The organism is Agrobacterium sp. 22-3639C2 (genome assembly GCF_053522105.1).
The window spans coordinates 318,610-334,432 of sequence record NZ_JBNWDB010000002.1; the positions used below are offsets into that span (position 1 = coordinate 318,610).

16 protein-coding genes are annotated in these 15,823 nt (G+C 59.1%); 4 read left to right on the forward strand and 12 right to left on the reverse strand.

Annotation, left to right across the window (positions count from 1 at the left end; translation table 11 throughout):
* The first annotated feature begins 55 nt into the window (after positions 1-55).
* The 3 genes from ACQZ6D_RS09220 to ACQZ6D_RS09230 are packed head-to-tail and all read left to right on the forward strand — an operon-like array spanning position 56 to position 2,776.
* A complete protein-coding gene (locus ACQZ6D_RS09220; protein ID WP_013761441.1) occupies positions 56-928 on the forward strand; it encodes a carbohydrate ABC transporter permease in 873 nt (290 codons plus the stop codon).
* Positions 929-940: 12 nt separating this feature from the next.
* The gene (locus tag ACQZ6D_RS09225) at positions 941-1,765 is read left to right on the forward strand and encodes a carbohydrate ABC transporter permease (protein WP_003510506.1); all 825 of its coding nucleotides are present in this window, start codon (positions 941-943) and stop codon (positions 1,763-1,765) included.
* A 12-nt stretch (positions 1,766-1,777) separates the two neighbouring features.
* Complete coding sequence (locus ACQZ6D_RS09230) at positions 1,778-2,776, forward strand: ABC transporter ATP-binding protein (RefSeq protein WP_013761442.1); 999 nt, start codon at positions 1,778-1,780, stop codon at positions 2,774-2,776.
* Between the two features lie 10 nt (positions 2,777-2,786).
* Here ACQZ6D_RS09230 and ACQZ6D_RS09235 read toward each other — a convergent pair whose 3' ends face one another.
* The 9 genes from ACQZ6D_RS09235 to aztA all read right to left on the reverse strand — a co-directional run bounded on the left by ACQZ6D_RS09235 (position 2,787) and on the right by aztA (position 12,059).
* Positions 2,787-3,863, reverse strand: coding sequence for an ABC transporter ATP-binding protein (locus ACQZ6D_RS09235; protein WP_003510617.1), 1,077 nt, complete (start codon positions 3,861-3,863; stop codon positions 2,787-2,789).
* A gap of 4 nt (positions 3,864-3,867) precedes the next feature.
* A complete protein-coding gene (locus tag ACQZ6D_RS09240; protein ID WP_003510396.1) occupies positions 3,868-4,698 on the reverse strand; it encodes a carbohydrate ABC transporter permease in 831 nt (276 codons plus the stop codon).
* Between the two features lie 3 nt (positions 4,699-4,701).
* On the reverse strand, positions 4,702-5,646 hold the full coding sequence (locus ACQZ6D_RS09245; RefSeq protein ID WP_448729847.1) for a carbohydrate ABC transporter permease: 945 nt from the start codon (positions 5,644-5,646) through the stop codon (positions 4,702-4,704).
* A gap of 152 nt (positions 5,647-5,798) precedes the next feature.
* A complete protein-coding gene (locus ACQZ6D_RS09250) occupies positions 5,799-7,058 on the reverse strand; it encodes an ABC transporter substrate-binding protein (RefSeq protein ID WP_019564577.1) in 1,260 nt (419 codons plus the stop codon).
* 37 nt (positions 7,059-7,095) lie between these two features.
* Positions 7,096-8,268 carry a PLP-dependent transferase gene (locus ACQZ6D_RS09255; protein ID WP_003510623.1) on the reverse strand — a complete coding sequence of 391 codons (1,173 nt, stop codon included), beginning with the start codon at positions 8,266-8,268 and terminating at the stop codon, positions 7,096-7,098.
* Positions 8,265-8,957, reverse strand: coding sequence for a FadR/GntR family transcriptional regulator (locus ACQZ6D_RS09260; protein ID WP_003510624.1), 693 nt, complete (start codon positions 8,955-8,957; stop codon positions 8,265-8,267). Before ACQZ6D_RS09260 ends, ACQZ6D_RS09255 begins: the two co-directional genes overlap by 4 nt.
* Before the next feature lie 413 nt (positions 8,958-9,370).
* Entirely contained in the window at positions 9,371-10,354 is a 984-nt protein-coding gene (aztC, locus tag ACQZ6D_RS09265; RefSeq protein WP_448729848.1) for a zinc ABC transporter substrate-binding protein AztC, read from the reverse strand.
* A gap of 30 nt (positions 10,355-10,384) precedes the next feature.
* Positions 10,385-11,251, reverse strand: coding sequence for a zinc ABC transporter permease AztB (gene aztB / locus ACQZ6D_RS09270; RefSeq protein WP_065659472.1), 867 nt, complete (start codon positions 11,249-11,251; stop codon positions 10,385-10,387).
* Positions 11,244-12,059, reverse strand: coding sequence for a zinc ABC transporter ATP-binding protein AztA (aztA, locus tag ACQZ6D_RS09275; protein WP_065702999.1), 816 nt, complete (start codon positions 12,057-12,059; stop codon positions 11,244-11,246). Before aztA ends, aztB begins: the two co-directional genes overlap by 8 nt.
* Before the next feature lie 358 nt (positions 12,060-12,417).
* On the opposite strand from aztA, the gene zigA reads away from it, so the two are divergent.
* A complete protein-coding gene (zigA, locus tag ACQZ6D_RS09280; protein ID WP_065703001.1) occupies positions 12,418-13,623 on the forward strand; it encodes a zinc metallochaperone GTPase ZigA in 1,206 nt (401 codons plus the stop codon).
* 83 nt (positions 13,624-13,706) lie between these two features.
* On the opposite strand, the gene ACQZ6D_RS09285 is transcribed toward zigA, so the two are convergent.
* The 3 genes from ACQZ6D_RS09285 to ACQZ6D_RS09295 form a co-directional block, all read right to left on the reverse strand.
* Positions 13,707-14,144 (reverse strand): YqaA family protein, encoded by a 438-nt coding sequence (locus ACQZ6D_RS09285; protein ID WP_003510639.1) that lies wholly within the window; start codon positions 14,142-14,144, stop codon positions 13,707-13,709.
* 95 nt (positions 14,145-14,239) lie between these two features.
* Positions 14,240-14,518, reverse strand: a complete 279-nt coding sequence (locus ACQZ6D_RS09290; protein ID WP_112153953.1) for a hypothetical protein — start codon at positions 14,516-14,518, stop codon at positions 14,240-14,242.
* On the reverse strand, positions 14,515-15,621 hold the full coding sequence (locus ACQZ6D_RS09295) for a CobW family GTP-binding protein (RefSeq protein ID WP_162647802.1): 1,107 nt from the start codon (positions 15,619-15,621) through the stop codon (positions 14,515-14,517). Before ACQZ6D_RS09295 ends, ACQZ6D_RS09290 begins: the two co-directional genes overlap by 4 nt.
* Between the last annotated feature and the right edge of the window lie 202 nt (positions 15,622-15,823).

Below are 15,823 nucleotides of genomic sequence, written 5' to 3' on the forward strand. Positions count from 1 at the left end.
AATTCGGATGCCCCGGCGGAGACGTTGCGGGTATCGGTCATGGAGGGGACTACCAATGGCAACACGAAACACGAGCGGTCTGGCGCGGGTTATGCTTGCGCCTTCGGTGCTGCTTTTGCTGGTGTGGATGATCGTGCCCCTGGCGATGACGCTGTGGTTTTCGTTCCAGAACTACAATCTCCTCAACCCTGCCAATGTCAGCTTTGCGGGCCTGTTCAATTACCAGTATTTCTATACCGATCCGGCCTTCTTCCAGTCGATCTTCAACACGCTTGCCATCGTCGGCGGCGTGCTTCTGATCACCGTCATTGGCGGTATTGCGATTGCGCTTCTGCTTGACCAGGACATCTTCGGTCAGGGCATCGTGCGCATCATGATCATCTCGCCCTTCTTCGTCATGCCGCCTGTTGCGGCGCTGGTGTGGAAGAACATGATCATGCATCCCGGTTACGGCGTGCTTGCCGATCTGTCCCGCTTCTTCGGCCTGCAGCCGGTCGACTGGTTCGCGCAGTTTCCGCTGCTCTCCATCATCATCATCGTCGCCTGGCAATGGCTGCCCTTTGCCACGCTGATCCTGCTCACCGCCCTCCAGTCGCTCGATGGCGAGCAGAAGGAAGCGGCCGAGATGGATGGCGCCAACTTCATCAACCGCTTTATCTACCTGACGCTGCCGCATCTTGCCCGCGCCATCACCGTCGTCATCCTCATCCAGACGATCTTCCTGCTCGGCGTTTACGCGGAAATCCTCGTCACCACCAATGGCGGCCCCGGCTACGCCTCGACCAACCTTGCCTTCCTCATCTATCGCACGGCGCTTCTGGGCTACGACGTCGGCGGCGCATCGGCCGGTGGCATCATCGCCGTCGTGCTCGCCAATATCGTCGCCATCTTCCTGATGCGCGCCGTCGGCAAGAACCTCGACCGTTAAGGAGAAGCGATCATGGCCCGCAAGACAACGACACGCGCAAAGATCGGCTTCACCATCGCGGCATGGGCCGTGGCGCTTTTGCTGTTCTTCCCGATCCTTTACGCCTTCCTCACCTCGATCAAGACCGAGCCGGAGGCGATCGCAGGCTTCAGCCTCATTCCCTCGGGCACACTCGAAAACTACATCACCGTGCAGACCCAGCGCGATTACTTCAAGCCGTTCATGAACTCGGTCGTGCTGTCGCTCGGCTCGACGATCATCGCGCTCATGATCGCCATTCCCGCCGCCTGGGCCATGGCATTCTCGCCGACCAAACGCACCAAGGACATTTTGATGTGGATGCTCTCCACCAAGATGATGCCGGGGGTGGCGGTGCTGGTGCCGATCTACCTGATCTTCCGCAATGCCGGCCTGCTCGATACCCGCATTGGGCTGACCGTCATGCTCACCTTCATCAACCTGCCGATCGTGGTGTGGATGCTTTATACCTACTTCCGCGAAATCCCCGGCGAGATCCTCGAGGCAGCCCGCATGGATGGTGCCTCGCTCTGGAACGAGATCGTACATGTGCTGACACCAATGGCGGTTCCGGGCATTGCCTCGACGCTGCTTCTGAACGTCATTCTTGCCTGGAACGAATCCTTCTGGACCATCCGGCTGACGACCACCAATGCGGCACCGCTGACGGCCTTCATCGCCTCCTTCTCCTCACCGCAGGGGCTGTTCTGGGCCAAGCTCTCGGCCGCCTCGATGATGGCGATCGCCCCCATTCTCGTCATCGGCTGGTTCTCGCAGAAACAACTCGTGCGTGGCCTCACCTTTGGCGCCGTGAAATAAGGAACGACAATAATGGGCAGCATTTCCCTTCAGAACGTGTCCAAGCTCTTCGGCGAGGCAAAAGTCATCCCGTCGATCGATCTCGATATCCATGACGGCGAGTTCGTCGTCTTCGTCGGCCCGTCCGGCTGCGGCAAGTCAACGCTGCTGCGCCTGATTGCCGGGCTGGAAGACGTCTCCGGCGGCAGAATAGTCATCGACGGCAACGACGCCACCGAAAAGGCCCCGGCCGAGCGCGGCCTTGCCATGGTGTTCCAGTCCTATGCGCTCTATCCGCATATGAGCGTCAGGAACAACATCGCCTTCCCGCTGAAGATGGCCAAGCTCGACAAGGCCGTCATCGACAAGAAGGTCGACGATGCCGCCCGTATCCTCAACCTCACCGATTATCTCGAACGCCGGCCCTCGCAACTGTCCGGCGGCCAGCGCCAGCGCGTCGCCATCGGCCGCGCCATCGTGCGCGAACCGAAGGCGTTCCTGTTTGACGAACCGCTCTCCAACCTCGATGCGGCGCTGCGCGGCACCATGCGGCTGGAAATCTCCGAGCTGCACAACACGCTGAAGACGACGATGATCTACGTCACCCACGACCAGGTGGAAGCCATGACCATGGCCGACAAGATCGTGGTCCTCAACCGCGGCAATATCGAGCAGGTCGGCTCGCCGATGGAGCTTTACCGCTCGCCCGCCAACCTCTTCGTCGCCGGCTTCATCGGCTCGCCGCGCATGAACCTGGTGACCGGCGATTACGCCCGGCAAAAGGGTGCGACCACCGCCGGCGTGCGGCCCGAGCACCTGACGCTGTCGAAGGAAACCGGCCTGTGGCAGGGCAAGGTCACGGTTGCCGAACATCTCGGCTCCGACACCTTCCTCCACCTCGACGTCCCCGGCATCGGCCCCATCACCGCCAGAACCGACGGTGAATTCGAATGCAAACACGGCGATACCGTCTTCATCACACCAGATGATGCCAAAATCCACAGGTTCGATGACAAGGGCATCGCGATATGACGCCTTAAGTTCAGGCCTCGTCGATCCTGACACCGTTTCGGTCAAAAACATGAAGCCGTTCCTGCGGGAAACCGACCCGCAGGGACTTGCCCGGCTGCAACAGCGCACGATCAGACGAAAACAGCTTGAAGGGCAATCCATGCACGGTTAGGTGCAGGATGATGCCGAGACCCGTCGGCTCGACGAGATCGACGGTCGCCTCGACAGCACCATCCGCAGGCGAGACGGTGACATGTTCCGGCCGGATACCGAGTGTGACCGGCTCACCATCGGCAAGCTTCACGTCGCGGCCGAGTTCGAGGCGTGTGCCATCGCCGAGCACGACGAAACTACCGCCATTTTCCCGCCCGAGCCGTCCTTCCAGAAAATTCATGCCCGGCGAACCGATAAATCCAGCGACGAACAGATTGGCTGGGCGATCGTAGAGATCGAGCGGTGCGCCGATCTGCTGCACATGGCCGGCATTCATCGCGACGATACGGGATGCAAGCGTCATCGCCTCGATCTGGTCATGGGTGACATAAACCGAGGTAGCGCCGAGATCAGCATGCATGCGCTTGATTTCGGCCCGCATCTGCTCGCGAAGCCGTGCATCGAGGTTGGAGAGTGGCTCATCGAACAGAAATGCCTTAGGCTGGCGCACGATGGCCCGGCCCATAGCGACGCGTTGGCGCTGGCCGCCGGAAAGCGCCTTCGGACGGCGCGCCAGATAGGGATCGAGACCGAGTTTCGCCGAAGCACCGGCCACGGCCGCCGCGATTGTCTCCTTGGTGCTGCGGCGCAGGCGCAGGCTGTAGCTCATATTGTCGGCGACGCTCATATGCGGATAAAGCGCATAGGACTGGAACACCATGGCGATATCCCGGTCCTTCGGCTTGCGGTCGTTGACGCGCTCACCGTCGATGGTCAATTCGCCCGCTGAAATCTCCTCCAGACCGGCGATCATTCGCAGCAGTGTCGATTTTCCGCAGCCGGATGGGCCGACGAGGACGATGAATTCTCCGTCCTCGATCTTCAGATCGACCCCGTGCAGGACCGCAAGGTCGCCATAGGTCTTGCCGACATTCTTCAGCTCGATGGAAGCCATGGGATTATCCTTTCACCGCGCCGGCCGTCAGGCCCTGCACGAGATAACGTTGAATGAGCAGGAAGAAGAGACAGGCCGGAATGAGCGCCAGAACACCCGCCGCCATCATCTGCCCGAAATCGACGGAAAACTTTGAAACGAAGGTCAACAGCCCGACCGGGAATGTGGCGCTCTGGTTGCCCGAAATCAGCATCAGCGCAAACAGCAACTCGCTCCACGCGGCGGTGAAGACGAAGCCCAGCGTCGCAGCGATGCCCGGCAATGTCAGCGGCAGGATGATCTGGCGGAATGCCGTGAAGCGGCTTGCCCCGTCGATCATCGCCGCCTCTTCCAGATCCTTCGGAATACCGTCGAAGAATGACTGCATGAGGAAAGTGGCAAACGGCACGTTGAAGGCGGTGTAGACGATGACGAGACCCGTCAGGCTGTTGGTGAGGCCGAGCGGCGACAGCATCTTGAAGATCGGCGCGACCAGCATGACCAGCGGAAACATCTGGGTAATCAGCATCAGCGCGACGATCCAGTATTTGCCCTTGAAGCGGAACCTCGACAGCGCATAACCGGACAGTGACGAGAGTACCGTAACGGCAAGTGCCGTGGAGCCGGCAACGATGACGCTGTTCTTAAAAAATGTCGGGAAGGCACTGTTTTCTATGACATATCGATAATGATCGAGCGTCGCGTGCGACGGCCACATTCGCACGCCTTCGCTATAAAGCAGGTCATTCGGCGTGACCGAGACCTTGAGCAGCCAGAACAGCGGAAACAGCGCAAAGACGATATAGGCGAGGATCGCCAGGCGATGGGCAAGGGTGAGGAATATCCTTGATGTCATCGGTCAGTCCTTCTCGATAAGGCGTTGGCGCAGGAGCACGATGAGCATGGAATAGGCCAGAAGCAGCACCATAAGTACCAGCGCGATGGCCGAGGCATAACCGAAATCGAGCCGCCGGAAGGCCTGCGTAAAGATGTAGCTCGCAACGATCTGGGTGCGGTCTGCCGGTCCGCCATTGGTCATGACGATGATGAGATCGGCAAAATTGGCGATCCAGACGGTGCGCAGCAAAACGGTGATGGCGATGGTGGGTGCGAGAAATGGGAGGGTGATAGAAGTAAAGCGCTGCAACGGGTTTGCCCCATCGATGGAAGCGGCCTCGTAAAGATCACGCGGGATCGCCTGAAGTGCGGCAAGCAATGTGATGGCGAAGAAAGGAATGCCCCACCAGACATTGGCGATGATCGGCCCCCACATGGCAAGCTGCGGATCGGCAAGAATATTGTTGGGCGCGGAGAGAAGCCCGAGCGAGACCATCCAGTGCGGCAGCGGTCCTATGACCGGGTTGAACAGCCACGCCCAGTTGAGACCGGCAAGAAAGGTTGGCACGGCCCATGGAAGAAACACCAGCGCCTGGGCCAGCCCCCTGCCCGCGAACGGCTTGTCCAGCAGCAGCGCCAGAATGAGACCAAAGAAAAACTGCAGGAATACCGAAGCCCCCGTCCACCACAGCGTATTTTTCAGCGCCCGGTAAAAGGCCGCATCCTGCGACAGTGCCTCCAGATGTTTCAAGCCAACGAAACCGCCGGAAAAAGGATTGAGCAGCTGCACGTCACGAAACGCATAGGACAGGCCGAGCACCAGCGGCACCAGCATGACGGCAACAATGAGCACGAGAACCGGCGCACTATAGAGCCAGGGTTCGGCCCAGTCGGCAAAACGCTGCATTGCCGGCTTGCCGGCGCGGTTGCGCGCGGCCATGGGTCCGGCGCCATGGGCATAGGACATGATTGATCGCTCCTGATCGGACGGCGGGGCGGACAGGTTTTTCTAACGCTTCTGGCCAGCCGGTCCGCACGTTTTGAAATGGGGCCTGCCGTTTGGGACAGCCCGCAAGAACGGCCGCGCGGGTTCAAACCTCGCGCGGCCAACCGTGTGGTTTATTTGGAGGCGAGGAACTTCTGCTGCGCCTTCGTCATATAGTCAGCCCATTGCTTGGCGAGGTCTTCCGGTGAGATATCGCCAAGAAGCGCTTCCTGCGATGTCTTGATAACAAGCGAATCCTTGAAGAATGCGAATTCCTCAAGATAGGTCGGCATCTTCGTCGGCACGGCGTTCTTGTCCGCCAGTTCGTCGAACCAGCCCTTGAACTGCTCGCTGGCGTAGAAGGGGTCCTTCTCCGCCGACTTGTGCACCGGCAGCGCACCCGTCTTCTTGTTCCACTCGATATTGCCTTCCGGCCCTTCCAGCGTCTCGACCAGTTTCCAGGAGAGGTCCTTGTTGGCGGATGCCGACATGATCGACCAGCCGGCGAAACCGATGGTCGGGAAGGTCTTGCCGTCAGGTCCCTTCGGCATGGTCATGACGCCGAAATCTTCCGGCTTCATGCGCTGGGCAATGGCGATAAGGGCGTCCGGATCCTGATCGAGGAAAGCGCAGGTGCCGGAATAAAAGCCCGCGACGATCTCGTTGAAGCCCCAGTTGACGCTGTCTTTCGGCGCCAACCCGTTCTTGTAGAGATCGATCACATAGGTCAGGCCCTTCACCCAGCCAGGGCTGTCAAAGGTGGAGGTGCCGTCCTTGGTGAAGAACTCGTTCGATCCCGCCATGGACGCGCCGAACATGACCCAGCCGTTAAGTCCGCCCGGCCCGCCACGCAGGCAATAACCGTATTTGCCGGGAAGTGCTGCAACCTTCTTGGAGGCATCGGCGAATTCGTCGAGCGTCTTCGGCGGCTCCTTCACGCCAGCCTGTTCCAGCAGTTTCTTGTTGTAGAACATGGCCCGGAGATAAAAGCCGTAGGGAAGCATATAGGCCGTGTTCTTTACATCACGGCCGAGTTCCAGCGTGCGTTCACTCAGACCCTTGGTGTATTCCCATTTGGCGAGGTAGGGTTCGAGACTTTCGAGCATGCCGTTATTGGCATAAAGCGAAAGCCAGGTGTCGGGCATTTCCATGACATCAGGCACATCGCCGGCGGAGACCATCGTGGCGAATTTCTGGAAGGCCTCGCTCCAGGGCAGCGAGATGATCTCCACCTTGGTGCCGGGATTGGCGCTTTCGAACTTCGAGACGATGCCCTTCAGCGTTTCCGTCCGTTCGGGACTTGTAATGACCTCGACCAGTTTCAAGGTCGTATCCGCCAGCGCCGTTCCGGTCATCAGGGCGGTAAAGATTGCTGCTGCTACCAGTTTTTTCATGTCGTTCTCCCCTTTTTGTCGTCAGTTTTAAGACGCGTCAGACGGCCGAGGCCGCCTTGATCGCGGGTTCGAGATCGTTCCAGAGCGCTTCTGTGCCCTCCAGTCCGACATGCAGGCGCACGGAACGCGCGCTGATGCCGAACGTGTGGGCGGAGTTTGGCTGCGCCTTCTGTTCAAGCACCACTTCACCCGGGACGATCAGGCTTTCATGCCCACCCCAGGAAACACCCAGTTTGAAAAGTTTGAGGCGGTCGGCAAAAGCGCGCACATCCACCCCTTCCTTGAAAATGAAGGAAAACAGGCCAGACGTACCGTTGAGGCCGGGCGGCAGGCGGTTCGCCAATCCCGGATGGCAAACCTTTTCCACCACATCGAGCGCCTGCAGGCGGCTGGCAATATCCAACGCCGATGCCTGATGCGCCCTCATGCGCAGCGGCAGGGTGCGCAAGCCGCGGATCAGCAACCACGCATCGAAGGGCGACATCTTGCCACCGAGATAGGGATAGGTCTCTGCACGAATGCGGTCGATCATTGCCTTTGAACCGGCAACCACGCCGGAGACCACATCGCTGTGCCCGCCGAGATACTTCGACGCCGAATGCACGACGAGATCGACACCGAGCGAGATCGGCTGCTGGAAGACAGGGCTTGCCCAGGAATTATCGATGACGGTGACGGCGCCATGGCGCTTGCCGATCGCGGCGAGCGCACCGACATCATGGGCCTCCATCACCCAGCTGGTCGGGCTTTCCATGTAGAAGAGCTTCGCGCCGGGCATAGCCTTTTCAACCGCCGCCTCGTCGCGGCCGTCGACATAGACCACCTCGACATTCATGCGCTTCATGAAGGTGCCAAACAGGCGAAACGCATCGGGATAGACATGGCGCACCGCGACGATGCGGTCACCCGGCGAAACGAAGGAGAGAACGGTGGAGGAAATGGCCGACATGCCGCTGGCGAAGCCAAGCGCATCTTCCGCGCCCTCAAGCTTTGCCAGCATTTCCTCAAACATCCTGACGGTCGGGTTGAGCCCTCGCGTATAGACCGGCCGCACCTTTTCGCCGCGATAGGTTGAAACCATTTCGTCGTAGCTGGAAAAGGTGAAAAGCGAGGTCTGCACAAGCGGCGGGACCACAGCTTCGAAAGCGTGGGTCTCGTCATGGGCGACGATCAGGGAGGCGGGATCGAAGAGATCGTTGCCTTGGTTCATTTCGACATGTCCTTGATATCCTCCTCGACGACAGCGAGGATTTTCAGTGTTTCTTCACGGGCGGTCTCCGCATCGCCGGCGGCGATGGCGTTGAACAGCGTGCGGTGAAAGGGGAAGGAGCGGCTTGCAAAGTCCGGCCGGTCGAAAGGCTTCAGCCAGAAACGTTCGAAACCTTCGCGCATCTGCTCGAGCAGCTGCTTGAACAGCGAATTATGCGTGGCGTCATAGATGGAGAGGTGGAAGGCAAGGTCGGCCTTGCCGGACGTGCCTTCAGCCAGATGCACCCGCTCCATCTCATCGAGCCGCGCTTCCATCGTGGCGATATCCTCCACCGTGCGCCGGCGCGCCGCAGCCATCGAGGCCTCAACCTCGATGCCACGCCGGACTTCCAACGTCATCAACAACGCATCGCGCAGGCTTTCGGCATCGATGGAGATAGGCATATGCACGGTTGCGGCGGAAATCGGCTTTAGCAGATAATTGCCACTGCCCTTGCGGCTGTCGATAACGCCCAGCGCCTGAAACTTACGGATGACCTCGCGAATGGTGGAACGGCCGACACCCAGCGCCACCATCAGCTCTCGCTCGGCCGGCAACCGATCTCCAGCCTTCAGTCCCGCCCTCTCGACGTAATCGGAAAGGGCCGCCTCGACCTGGCGCACGCGGTCGCTGGGTGGAATAGGCTGCATCAGTTCGCGGCTGGATCTATCCAAGACTTACCCTTTGAATTGGTCTGACATCTTACCATTTCAAACGGTCGGTCGATTGTCAACGGGGAACGCAAGCAGCCTAAACTGGGAGATCACATCCCTGTTGAACCGCGTATTCGGGGAAAAATAGAAGGAAATTAGAGATTTGGGCGTTGGTAACGCTGGAGAAGGCTTACCGGCTGGGCAAAATTTGCGAGACGGCACAATCGACCGTAGGGCCTAGGACAGAAGGAAAAAACTTCTCCTCCGTCGTGCTCGGGACTATCGCGAGCATCTGCCAGCTATTGATTTTACGATACGCGACTGGATCCTCGGAACGGGCCCGAGGATGTGGGGATACGTTAGTCAGGTGTCTGAGGGTGGCTGGTGCCACCCTCGCCCGTTTTGTCTTCTTACTGGCTAAGCACGGCCGCCTTGATGGTATCGGTGTTGTGGTTGACCATATCGATATAGGTTGCGGCCGGGCCGTCGGCTGTCGAGAGCGCGTCGGAATAAAGCGTTCCGCCAACTTTCAGGCCGGTTTCCTTGGCAATCTGGTCCATCAACCGCTTGTCGGTGATGTTTTCGACGAAGATCGCCGAGGCCTTGTCGTGCTTGATCTGATCCACCATCTTGGCGACGTCGGCGGCAGACGCTTCGGAATCCGTCGAGATACCTTCCGGCGCCAGGAATTCGAGACCATAGGCATGCTCGAAATAACCGAAGGCATCGTGTGAGGTGATGATGTTGCGTTTTTCCGGCGGAATGGCGGCGATCTCGGTCTTCACCTTCTCGTTCAAAGCCGCGAGCTTGGCGATATAGGCCTGTGAATTGGCGGTGTAAGTTGCGCAACCGGCCTTGTCGACCTCGCAAAATGCGCCGGCGATGTTCTTCACGTATATTTCCGCATTCTTAATTGACTGCCAGGCATGCGGATCGAATTCACCGTGATTGTGTCCCTCATGGTCATGCGCTTCCTCTGCCTTGTGGTCGTGACCCGCCTCTTCCTCGGCTTCCGGATGTGCGTGACCGGCTGGCTCATCGGAAATCTTGAGGGGTTTCACGCCCTTTGTCAGCTCCACCACCGGCGCCTTTGTGCCGCTGGTATCGATCAGCCGCTTCAGGAAGCCTTCGAATGCAAGGCCGTTCACCAGCACAACATCCGCCTTGCTGACGGCAACGGCATCGGCCGGGCGCGGCTCGTAAACATGCGCGTCGCCGTCAGGTCCGACGATCGTGGTGATTTCGACGCGGTTGCCGCCGACATTCTTCGCGAAGTCGGCGATGATCGAGAAGCTGGCCACGACCTTGAGTTCAGCCGCAGAAGCCTGCGCCATCAGGACTGGGGAAAGGGAGAGAAGGCTTACGCAGGTAGCAAGACGTAGGGTTTGGAACATGAAGGGTTCTCCTTTTTTCAAACGCTGTTTTCAGGCCGTTCTGTGACGACCGGAACCGAGAAGATCGCGAAGCACACCGCGTGTGCCGACGACGATGGACAGGACATAGACGACGCCTGCGGACAGGATGATCGCCGGACCTGATGGCAGCGACGCGTGATAGGACAGAAGCAGGCCTGCAAAACACGAGACCATGCCGATGCCGATCGAGATGAAGCACATTGGCGCGACGCGATTGGACCAGAAGCGGCTGGCGGCAGCGGGCAGCATCATCAGGCCAACCGAAAGCAGGGTTCCGAGCGCCTGAAACCCGCCGACCAGATTGAGGACGACGATGGCGAGGAAGAGGAAGTGCACGGGGCTCCCCCAGTTGCTGACCGAGCGCAGAAACAGGGGATCGAGGCATTCCGCCAGCAGCGCGCGCCAGAAAACCATCATCACCGTCAGTGTGACGACACAGATACCGCCGATCAGGCCGAGCGCTTCATTGTTCAGTGCCAGCACCGTGCCGAAAAGCACATGCATGAGATCGACACTGGAGCCGCGCCAGGAGACGAGCAGCACGCCGAGCGCCAGAGAAATGAGGTAAAAGGCTGCAAGCGAGGCATCCTCCTTCTGGATGGTGAAGCGCGAAACCGCACCGGCACCCAATGCCACCAGAAGACCGACGACCAGCCCGCCGATGGTCATCGGCAAAATCTCCAACCCGTAAAACAGAAAGCCCACCGCCGCCCCCGGCAAAATGGCGTGCGACATGGCATCACCCGTCAGGCTCATGCGGCGCAGCATCAGAAACACCCCGACCGGCCCGCAACTGACAGCAAGGATCAAGGCACCAGCAAGCGCACGCTGCATGAAGACATACTGGATGAATGGCTCGATGAAGAAATCAGACATGGATATGCGAATGCGCCTGCGAGTGTTTGGGGAAATCCTGCGGCTTTTCCGCCAGGTCGGCGTTCACCGTCGCTGCTGCGGGTTCGCACCATGGAGCGTCGCCGTCCCATGCCTCGTGAAACCGTCGTGCCTGCTGCATCATTTCGGGCCTTAGAACCTCCCGTGTCGGGCCAAAGCCCACCAACCGTCTGGCAAGCAGAAGCGTTTGCGGAAAATGCTGACGCACCAGCTCGTAGTCATGAAGAACGGCCAGAACCGTGCGCCCCTCGGCAACCCATGCTTTGATCAGCACCATGAGGTCGGCGACGGTGCGCTCATCGACAGCGTTGAAGGGCTCATCCAGCAAAATCAGTTGCGCATCCTGCAACATGGCGCGGGCAAAAAGGGCGCGTTGCATCTGGCCGCCGGAGAGTGAATCGATATTGCGTTTTTCAAAGCCAGAAAGTCCGACCGCTTCCAGCACATGGGCCATGGCCGCCCGGTCCGACTGGCGATGGCGAGCGAGCAGGCCGCGTTTGGGCCAGAGACCAAGCGCGACCAGATCGCGCACCTGTGCCGGAAAGGAACGGTCGAGTTCAGACTGCTGCGGTAGATAGGCGACGGAAACGCCTGGAGTAACCCGGCATTCACCGCCAAGTGGCTTCAAAATGCCGGCGATGCCCTTCATCAGCGTCGATTTTCCCGACCCATTGGCGCCGACCACCGCCGTGAGCGACCCTTTGGCAATATCGCCATCCAGATGATGCACCGCCGCGCGGCCGGCATATCCGAGTGTCAGATTTTTAAAGGCAAGGCACGGATCGTTCATCGATCCCTCCGGGGCATGATGTCATTTGATGACCCCTCATATGTAATGTTATTACATTCGTCAAACAAATATGTAATGAAATAACATTAACTATCGGAAAGGTAGGTTCCATCTCACATTGGACGACAACCGCGGGATCGCCTCGGGGGGTGTGATCATGCCGAGTTCTGGATTCCCGGGACAAACCAGAGGAGCACCCGGCAAGCAATTTTTTTAAAGCCAGTTGACACGCGGCGCTTATGTAATGTTATTACGTTACATCCAACAAGCGATGTGGCTACCAGCTCCGTCGTTCTCAAACCGCAAGTCGTGACGACGATGACTCCCACGCTACCACCGCTAATAAAACGAGGCCCGCATGTCGAAAAAACTTCCCGTCACTGTCCTCTCCGGCTTTCTTGGTGCCGGAAAGACAACGCTTCTCAACCATATTCTCGCCAACCGCGACGGTCTGCGGGTCGCGTTGATCGTTAACGACATGAGCGAGATCAATATCGATGCGGCACTTGTGCGAGATGGCGGCGCCAATCTTTCGCGCACCGAGGAACAGCTTGTGGAAATGACCAATGGCTGCATCTGTTGCACGCTGCGCGACGACCTTCTGAATGAGGTACGCGCGCTCGCCGAGCAGGGCCGGTTTGATTATCTGCTGATCGAATCCACCGGCATTGCCGAGCCGCTGCCAGTGGCCGCCACTTTCGATTTTCGCGATGAAAACGGTCGCAGCCTTTCCGATGTCGCGCATCTGGACACGATGGTGACGGTGGTGGATGCCGCCAATCTTCTCAACGACTACGGTTCCTCTGACTTTCTTGCCGACCGTGGTGAGACGGCCGGCGAAGGGGACAACCGAACCATCGTAGACCTCCTGGTCGAGCAGATCGAATTTGCCGATGTCGTCGTCCTCAACAAGATCGGCATTGCCACGCCGGATGAGCGGGACGCCGCCCGCAAGATCATCGTCGGGCTGAACCCGGATGCGAAACTCATTGAGGCCGATTTCGGCAAGGTGGAACTGAAGGAGGTGCTGGGCACCGGCCGCTTCGATTTCGCCAAGGCCGAAGAACACCCGCTGTGGTTCAAGGAGTTGCACGGTTTCAAGGACCACATTCCCGAAACCGAGGAATATGGCATCCGCTCCTTCGTTTACCGCGCCAAGAAGCCTTTCGATCCCATGCTGTTCCAGCGTTTTATCGACCGCGCCTGGCCGGGTGTGGTGCGCGCCAAAGGCTTCTTCTGGCTGGCCACGCGGCCAGCTTATGTCGGCGAGATAAGCCAGGCCGGCGCACTGGTGCGCACCGGCAAGATGGGCCTTTGGTGGTCCGCCGTGCCGAGCGAGCAATGGCCGCGCGAGCAGCAGTTCCTCGACATGATGAAGCCCTATCTCGACCCGGTCTTTGGCGACCGCCGTCAGGAAATCGTCTTCATCGGTTCCGATCCCATGAGCGAAGCGCGCATCCGCGCGCAGCTCGATGCGTGCCTGATCGACACAGATGCCTTCACCCCGGACGCATGGCGACACCTGCCCGACCCCTTCGCCAGCTGGGACAGGCAGGCGGCTTGATTGGTTCTCAACTCCGACCTTTTTGACCCGCGGATGCCTCTTTCGCCTTCTCCCCACTGGGGAGAAGGTATCGGCAACGCAATTCAAAGAAAATTCAGCGTCACCAGCGTCAGCACAAGATAACGCCCAACCTTCGCAATGGTAACAAGCAAAAGAAAGACCGGCAGCGGCTCCTTCATGATGCCGGCCGCAACCGTCAGCGGATCGCCGATCAGCGGCGCCCAGCTGAGCAGCAGCGACCACTTGCCGTAACGCCTGTACCAGTTCTGGGCACGTTGCAGCGCGGCTTCCCCCACAGGAAACCACCGCCGATGCCGGAAGCGTTCGATGCCACGGCCGAGCAGCCAGTTGGCGAGGGATCCGGCGACATTGCCGGCGCTGGCAACAGTAACCAGCAGCCAGACCGGCTGGGACTTCAAAAGGATCAGGCCGGCAAGTGCGGCCTCCGACTGCATGGGCAGGATGGTTGCCGCGACAAAAGCCGTCAGAAACAAACCCGCATATACCGCCAGATCGGCCATTCCGTACCCTTCACATTTAGCGAATCCCGCTGCTCCTGAAGTGCCGGATGACGACACCTGCCGTCAAGCGCCATGGCGTTCGATACAGATGGGCCTTACGGCGGATTGGCGGCGACGGATCTGACGATATCATCACGATCTATATCCAGCAGCGCCTGGTGAATTGAGAATTGCCGGGTTTCGCCGGATGCGGACAAAACGAGGATTACCGTTTCCTTCGGTGGGCAATCCGGCTGTACGCAGGCAATCTCGTTGACGGAAACGATCTCGTCCTCGCGGAGGGCAAGCAGCTCCCGCGTCCAGTGTTTCACAAGACGGGCCTTAGAGACTATCTCAGAGCCGCTGCGTGCAAGCGGATTTGCTCTTGCCGTCATCGGGAAACCCTTCTTGCCGCCTGCGAGGCCAATGCCTCGAAAAGATCGCGGATCGGCTGCTGCGGCATATCCATGCCGATGAGGACAACACGGGTTGCACGGTTGCCACCTGGCCAGCTTTCAAGACGGCTCAGCGGATAAAGCCGGTGCTGCACGGCATGGGCGACCACTGGGCGGTCCGGATCATCCGTCGCACCGAAAATTCCCTTGAGCCGCAGAAGACCGGAATGCACGTTGCTGGTGACGAGTTCGAGAAAGGTAACGATCGCCTGCGGATCGAAAGCCCCATCGAACGTCAAATCGAACGCCTCGACCCCCGCACCATGACGATTGATATCGTGCCCGTGCGCCGCATGCAGGCTCAGCCTGTCGGCGGCAAGCCAGCCCGTCACGTCTTCCGGCTTGTTACGCAAGGAATAATCCGCCGGCGCAAACAGCGACATCAGATTGAAGTCGCGCGCGTTGCGGTCATGCAGACGCGCGGCAGGATTGAGATCGGAGAGGCTCTCACAGCCCATCTCCGCCCCGTCAGTGAGATCGGTTTTGGTCAAAACAATGTGATCGGCAAAGGCAAGCTGTTTCCAGCCCTCGATGAAACTGTCGAGCATCGCCTGGCCGGAGGTAATGTCGAAAACAGTAACGACACCGGAGAGATGAAAGTGGCGGGCGACGATATGGTCGCGCAGGCCGGCGGCAGGCGTACCGCCGGGAATCAGGCTGTTGATGATCGGCGCAGGATCGGCAAGGCCAGTGGTTTCGATGACGACACGCGATATTTCCGGCACCACCCCTTCCAGAAAGGCCAGATGCAACTCGTAAAGCGAGGTGCGGATATCGCTGGTGGCGGTGCAGCAGATGCAGCCGGTCGTGGTCCTGAAATAACGCTCCGAACCGGTGCGGACCAAGCCGTGATCGATGGGCACCGAACCGAATTCGTTGACGATGACGGCGGCACCACGCATTTCCGGTTCGCTCAAAAGCTCGTTCAGAAGCGTGGTCTTGCCCGCCCCCAGGAAGCCGGTAAGCAGTGTGACAGGCACCGTTCCGGTGGATGGGGTGACGGACGAGACGTCTTCTAGTGCAACCGCCTTCTTCCGCTTCATTCCGAACACATCCGCACCTTCAAGCAGCAAATCTTGGAGAGATTTAATACGTAATGTAATAACATATCAATACTTCTTGTTAGAAATTGCTCTTGAACATGGCATCCGCAGACTGCTTCCGGTATCCCGTCCCGAGCCATGCCCACAAGCACACGAAAAAACCAAAGCGGACCCAAAATGGAATAATAAAACCGTTTCGTTC

Excerpts from the sequence above, each read along its gene's own strand:
- ACQZ6D_RS09295 (WP_162647802.1), bottom strand. The coding sequence starts at position 15,621 with ATGAAGCGGAAGAAGGCGGTTGCACTAGAAGACGTCTCGTCCGTCACC.
- ACQZ6D_RS09240 (WP_003510396.1), bottom strand. The coding sequence starts at position 4,698 with ATGACATCAAGGATATTCCTCACCCTTGCCCATCGCCTGGCGATCCTC.
- ACQZ6D_RS09290 (WP_112153953.1), bottom strand. The coding sequence starts at position 14,518 with ATGACGGCAAGAGCAAATCCGCTTGCACGCAGCGGCTCTGAGATAGTC.
- ACQZ6D_RS09235 (WP_003510617.1), bottom strand. The coding sequence starts at position 3,863 with ATGGCTTCCATCGAGCTGAAGAATGTCGGCAAGACCTATGGCGACCTT.
- zigA (WP_065703001.1), top strand. The coding sequence starts at position 12,418 with ATGTCGAAAAAACTTCCCGTCACTGTCCTCTCCGGCTTTCTTGGTGCC.
- ACQZ6D_RS09225 (WP_003510506.1), top strand. The coding sequence starts at position 941 with ATGGCCCGCAAGACAACGACACGCGCAAAGATCGGCTTCACCATCGCG.
- ACQZ6D_RS09285 (WP_003510639.1), bottom strand. The coding sequence starts at position 14,144 with ATGGCCGATCTGGCGGTATATGCGGGTTTGTTTCTGACGGCTTTTGTC.
- ACQZ6D_RS09230 (WP_013761442.1), top strand. The coding sequence starts at position 1,778 with ATGGGCAGCATTTCCCTTCAGAACGTGTCCAAGCTCTTCGGCGAGGCA.
- ACQZ6D_RS09250 (WP_019564577.1), bottom strand. The coding sequence starts at position 7,058 with ATGAAAAAACTGGTAGCAGCAGCAATCTTTACCGCCCTGATGACCGGA.
- ACQZ6D_RS09245 (WP_448729847.1), bottom strand. The coding sequence starts at position 5,646 with ATGTCCTATGCCCATGGCGCCGGACCCATGGCCGCGCGCAACCGCGCC.
- aztA (WP_065702999.1), bottom strand. The coding sequence starts at position 12,059 with ATGAACGATCCGTGCCTTGCCTTTAAAAATCTGACACTCGGATATGCC.
- aztB (WP_065659472.1), bottom strand. The coding sequence starts at position 11,251 with ATGTCTGATTTCTTCATCGAGCCATTCATCCAGTATGTCTTCATGCAG.
- ACQZ6D_RS09220 (WP_013761441.1), top strand. The coding sequence starts at position 56 with ATGGCAACACGAAACACGAGCGGTCTGGCGCGGGTTATGCTTGCGCCT.
- ACQZ6D_RS09260 (WP_003510624.1), bottom strand. The coding sequence starts at position 8,957 with ATGCAGCCTATTCCACCCAGCGACCGCGTGCGCCAGGTCGAGGCGGCC.
- aztC (WP_448729848.1), bottom strand. The coding sequence starts at position 10,354 with ATGTTCCAAACCCTACGTCTTGCTACCTGCGTAAGCCTTCTCTCCCTT.
- ACQZ6D_RS09255 (WP_003510623.1), bottom strand. The coding sequence starts at position 8,268 with ATGAACCAAGGCAACGATCTCTTCGATCCCGCCTCCCTGATCGTCGCC.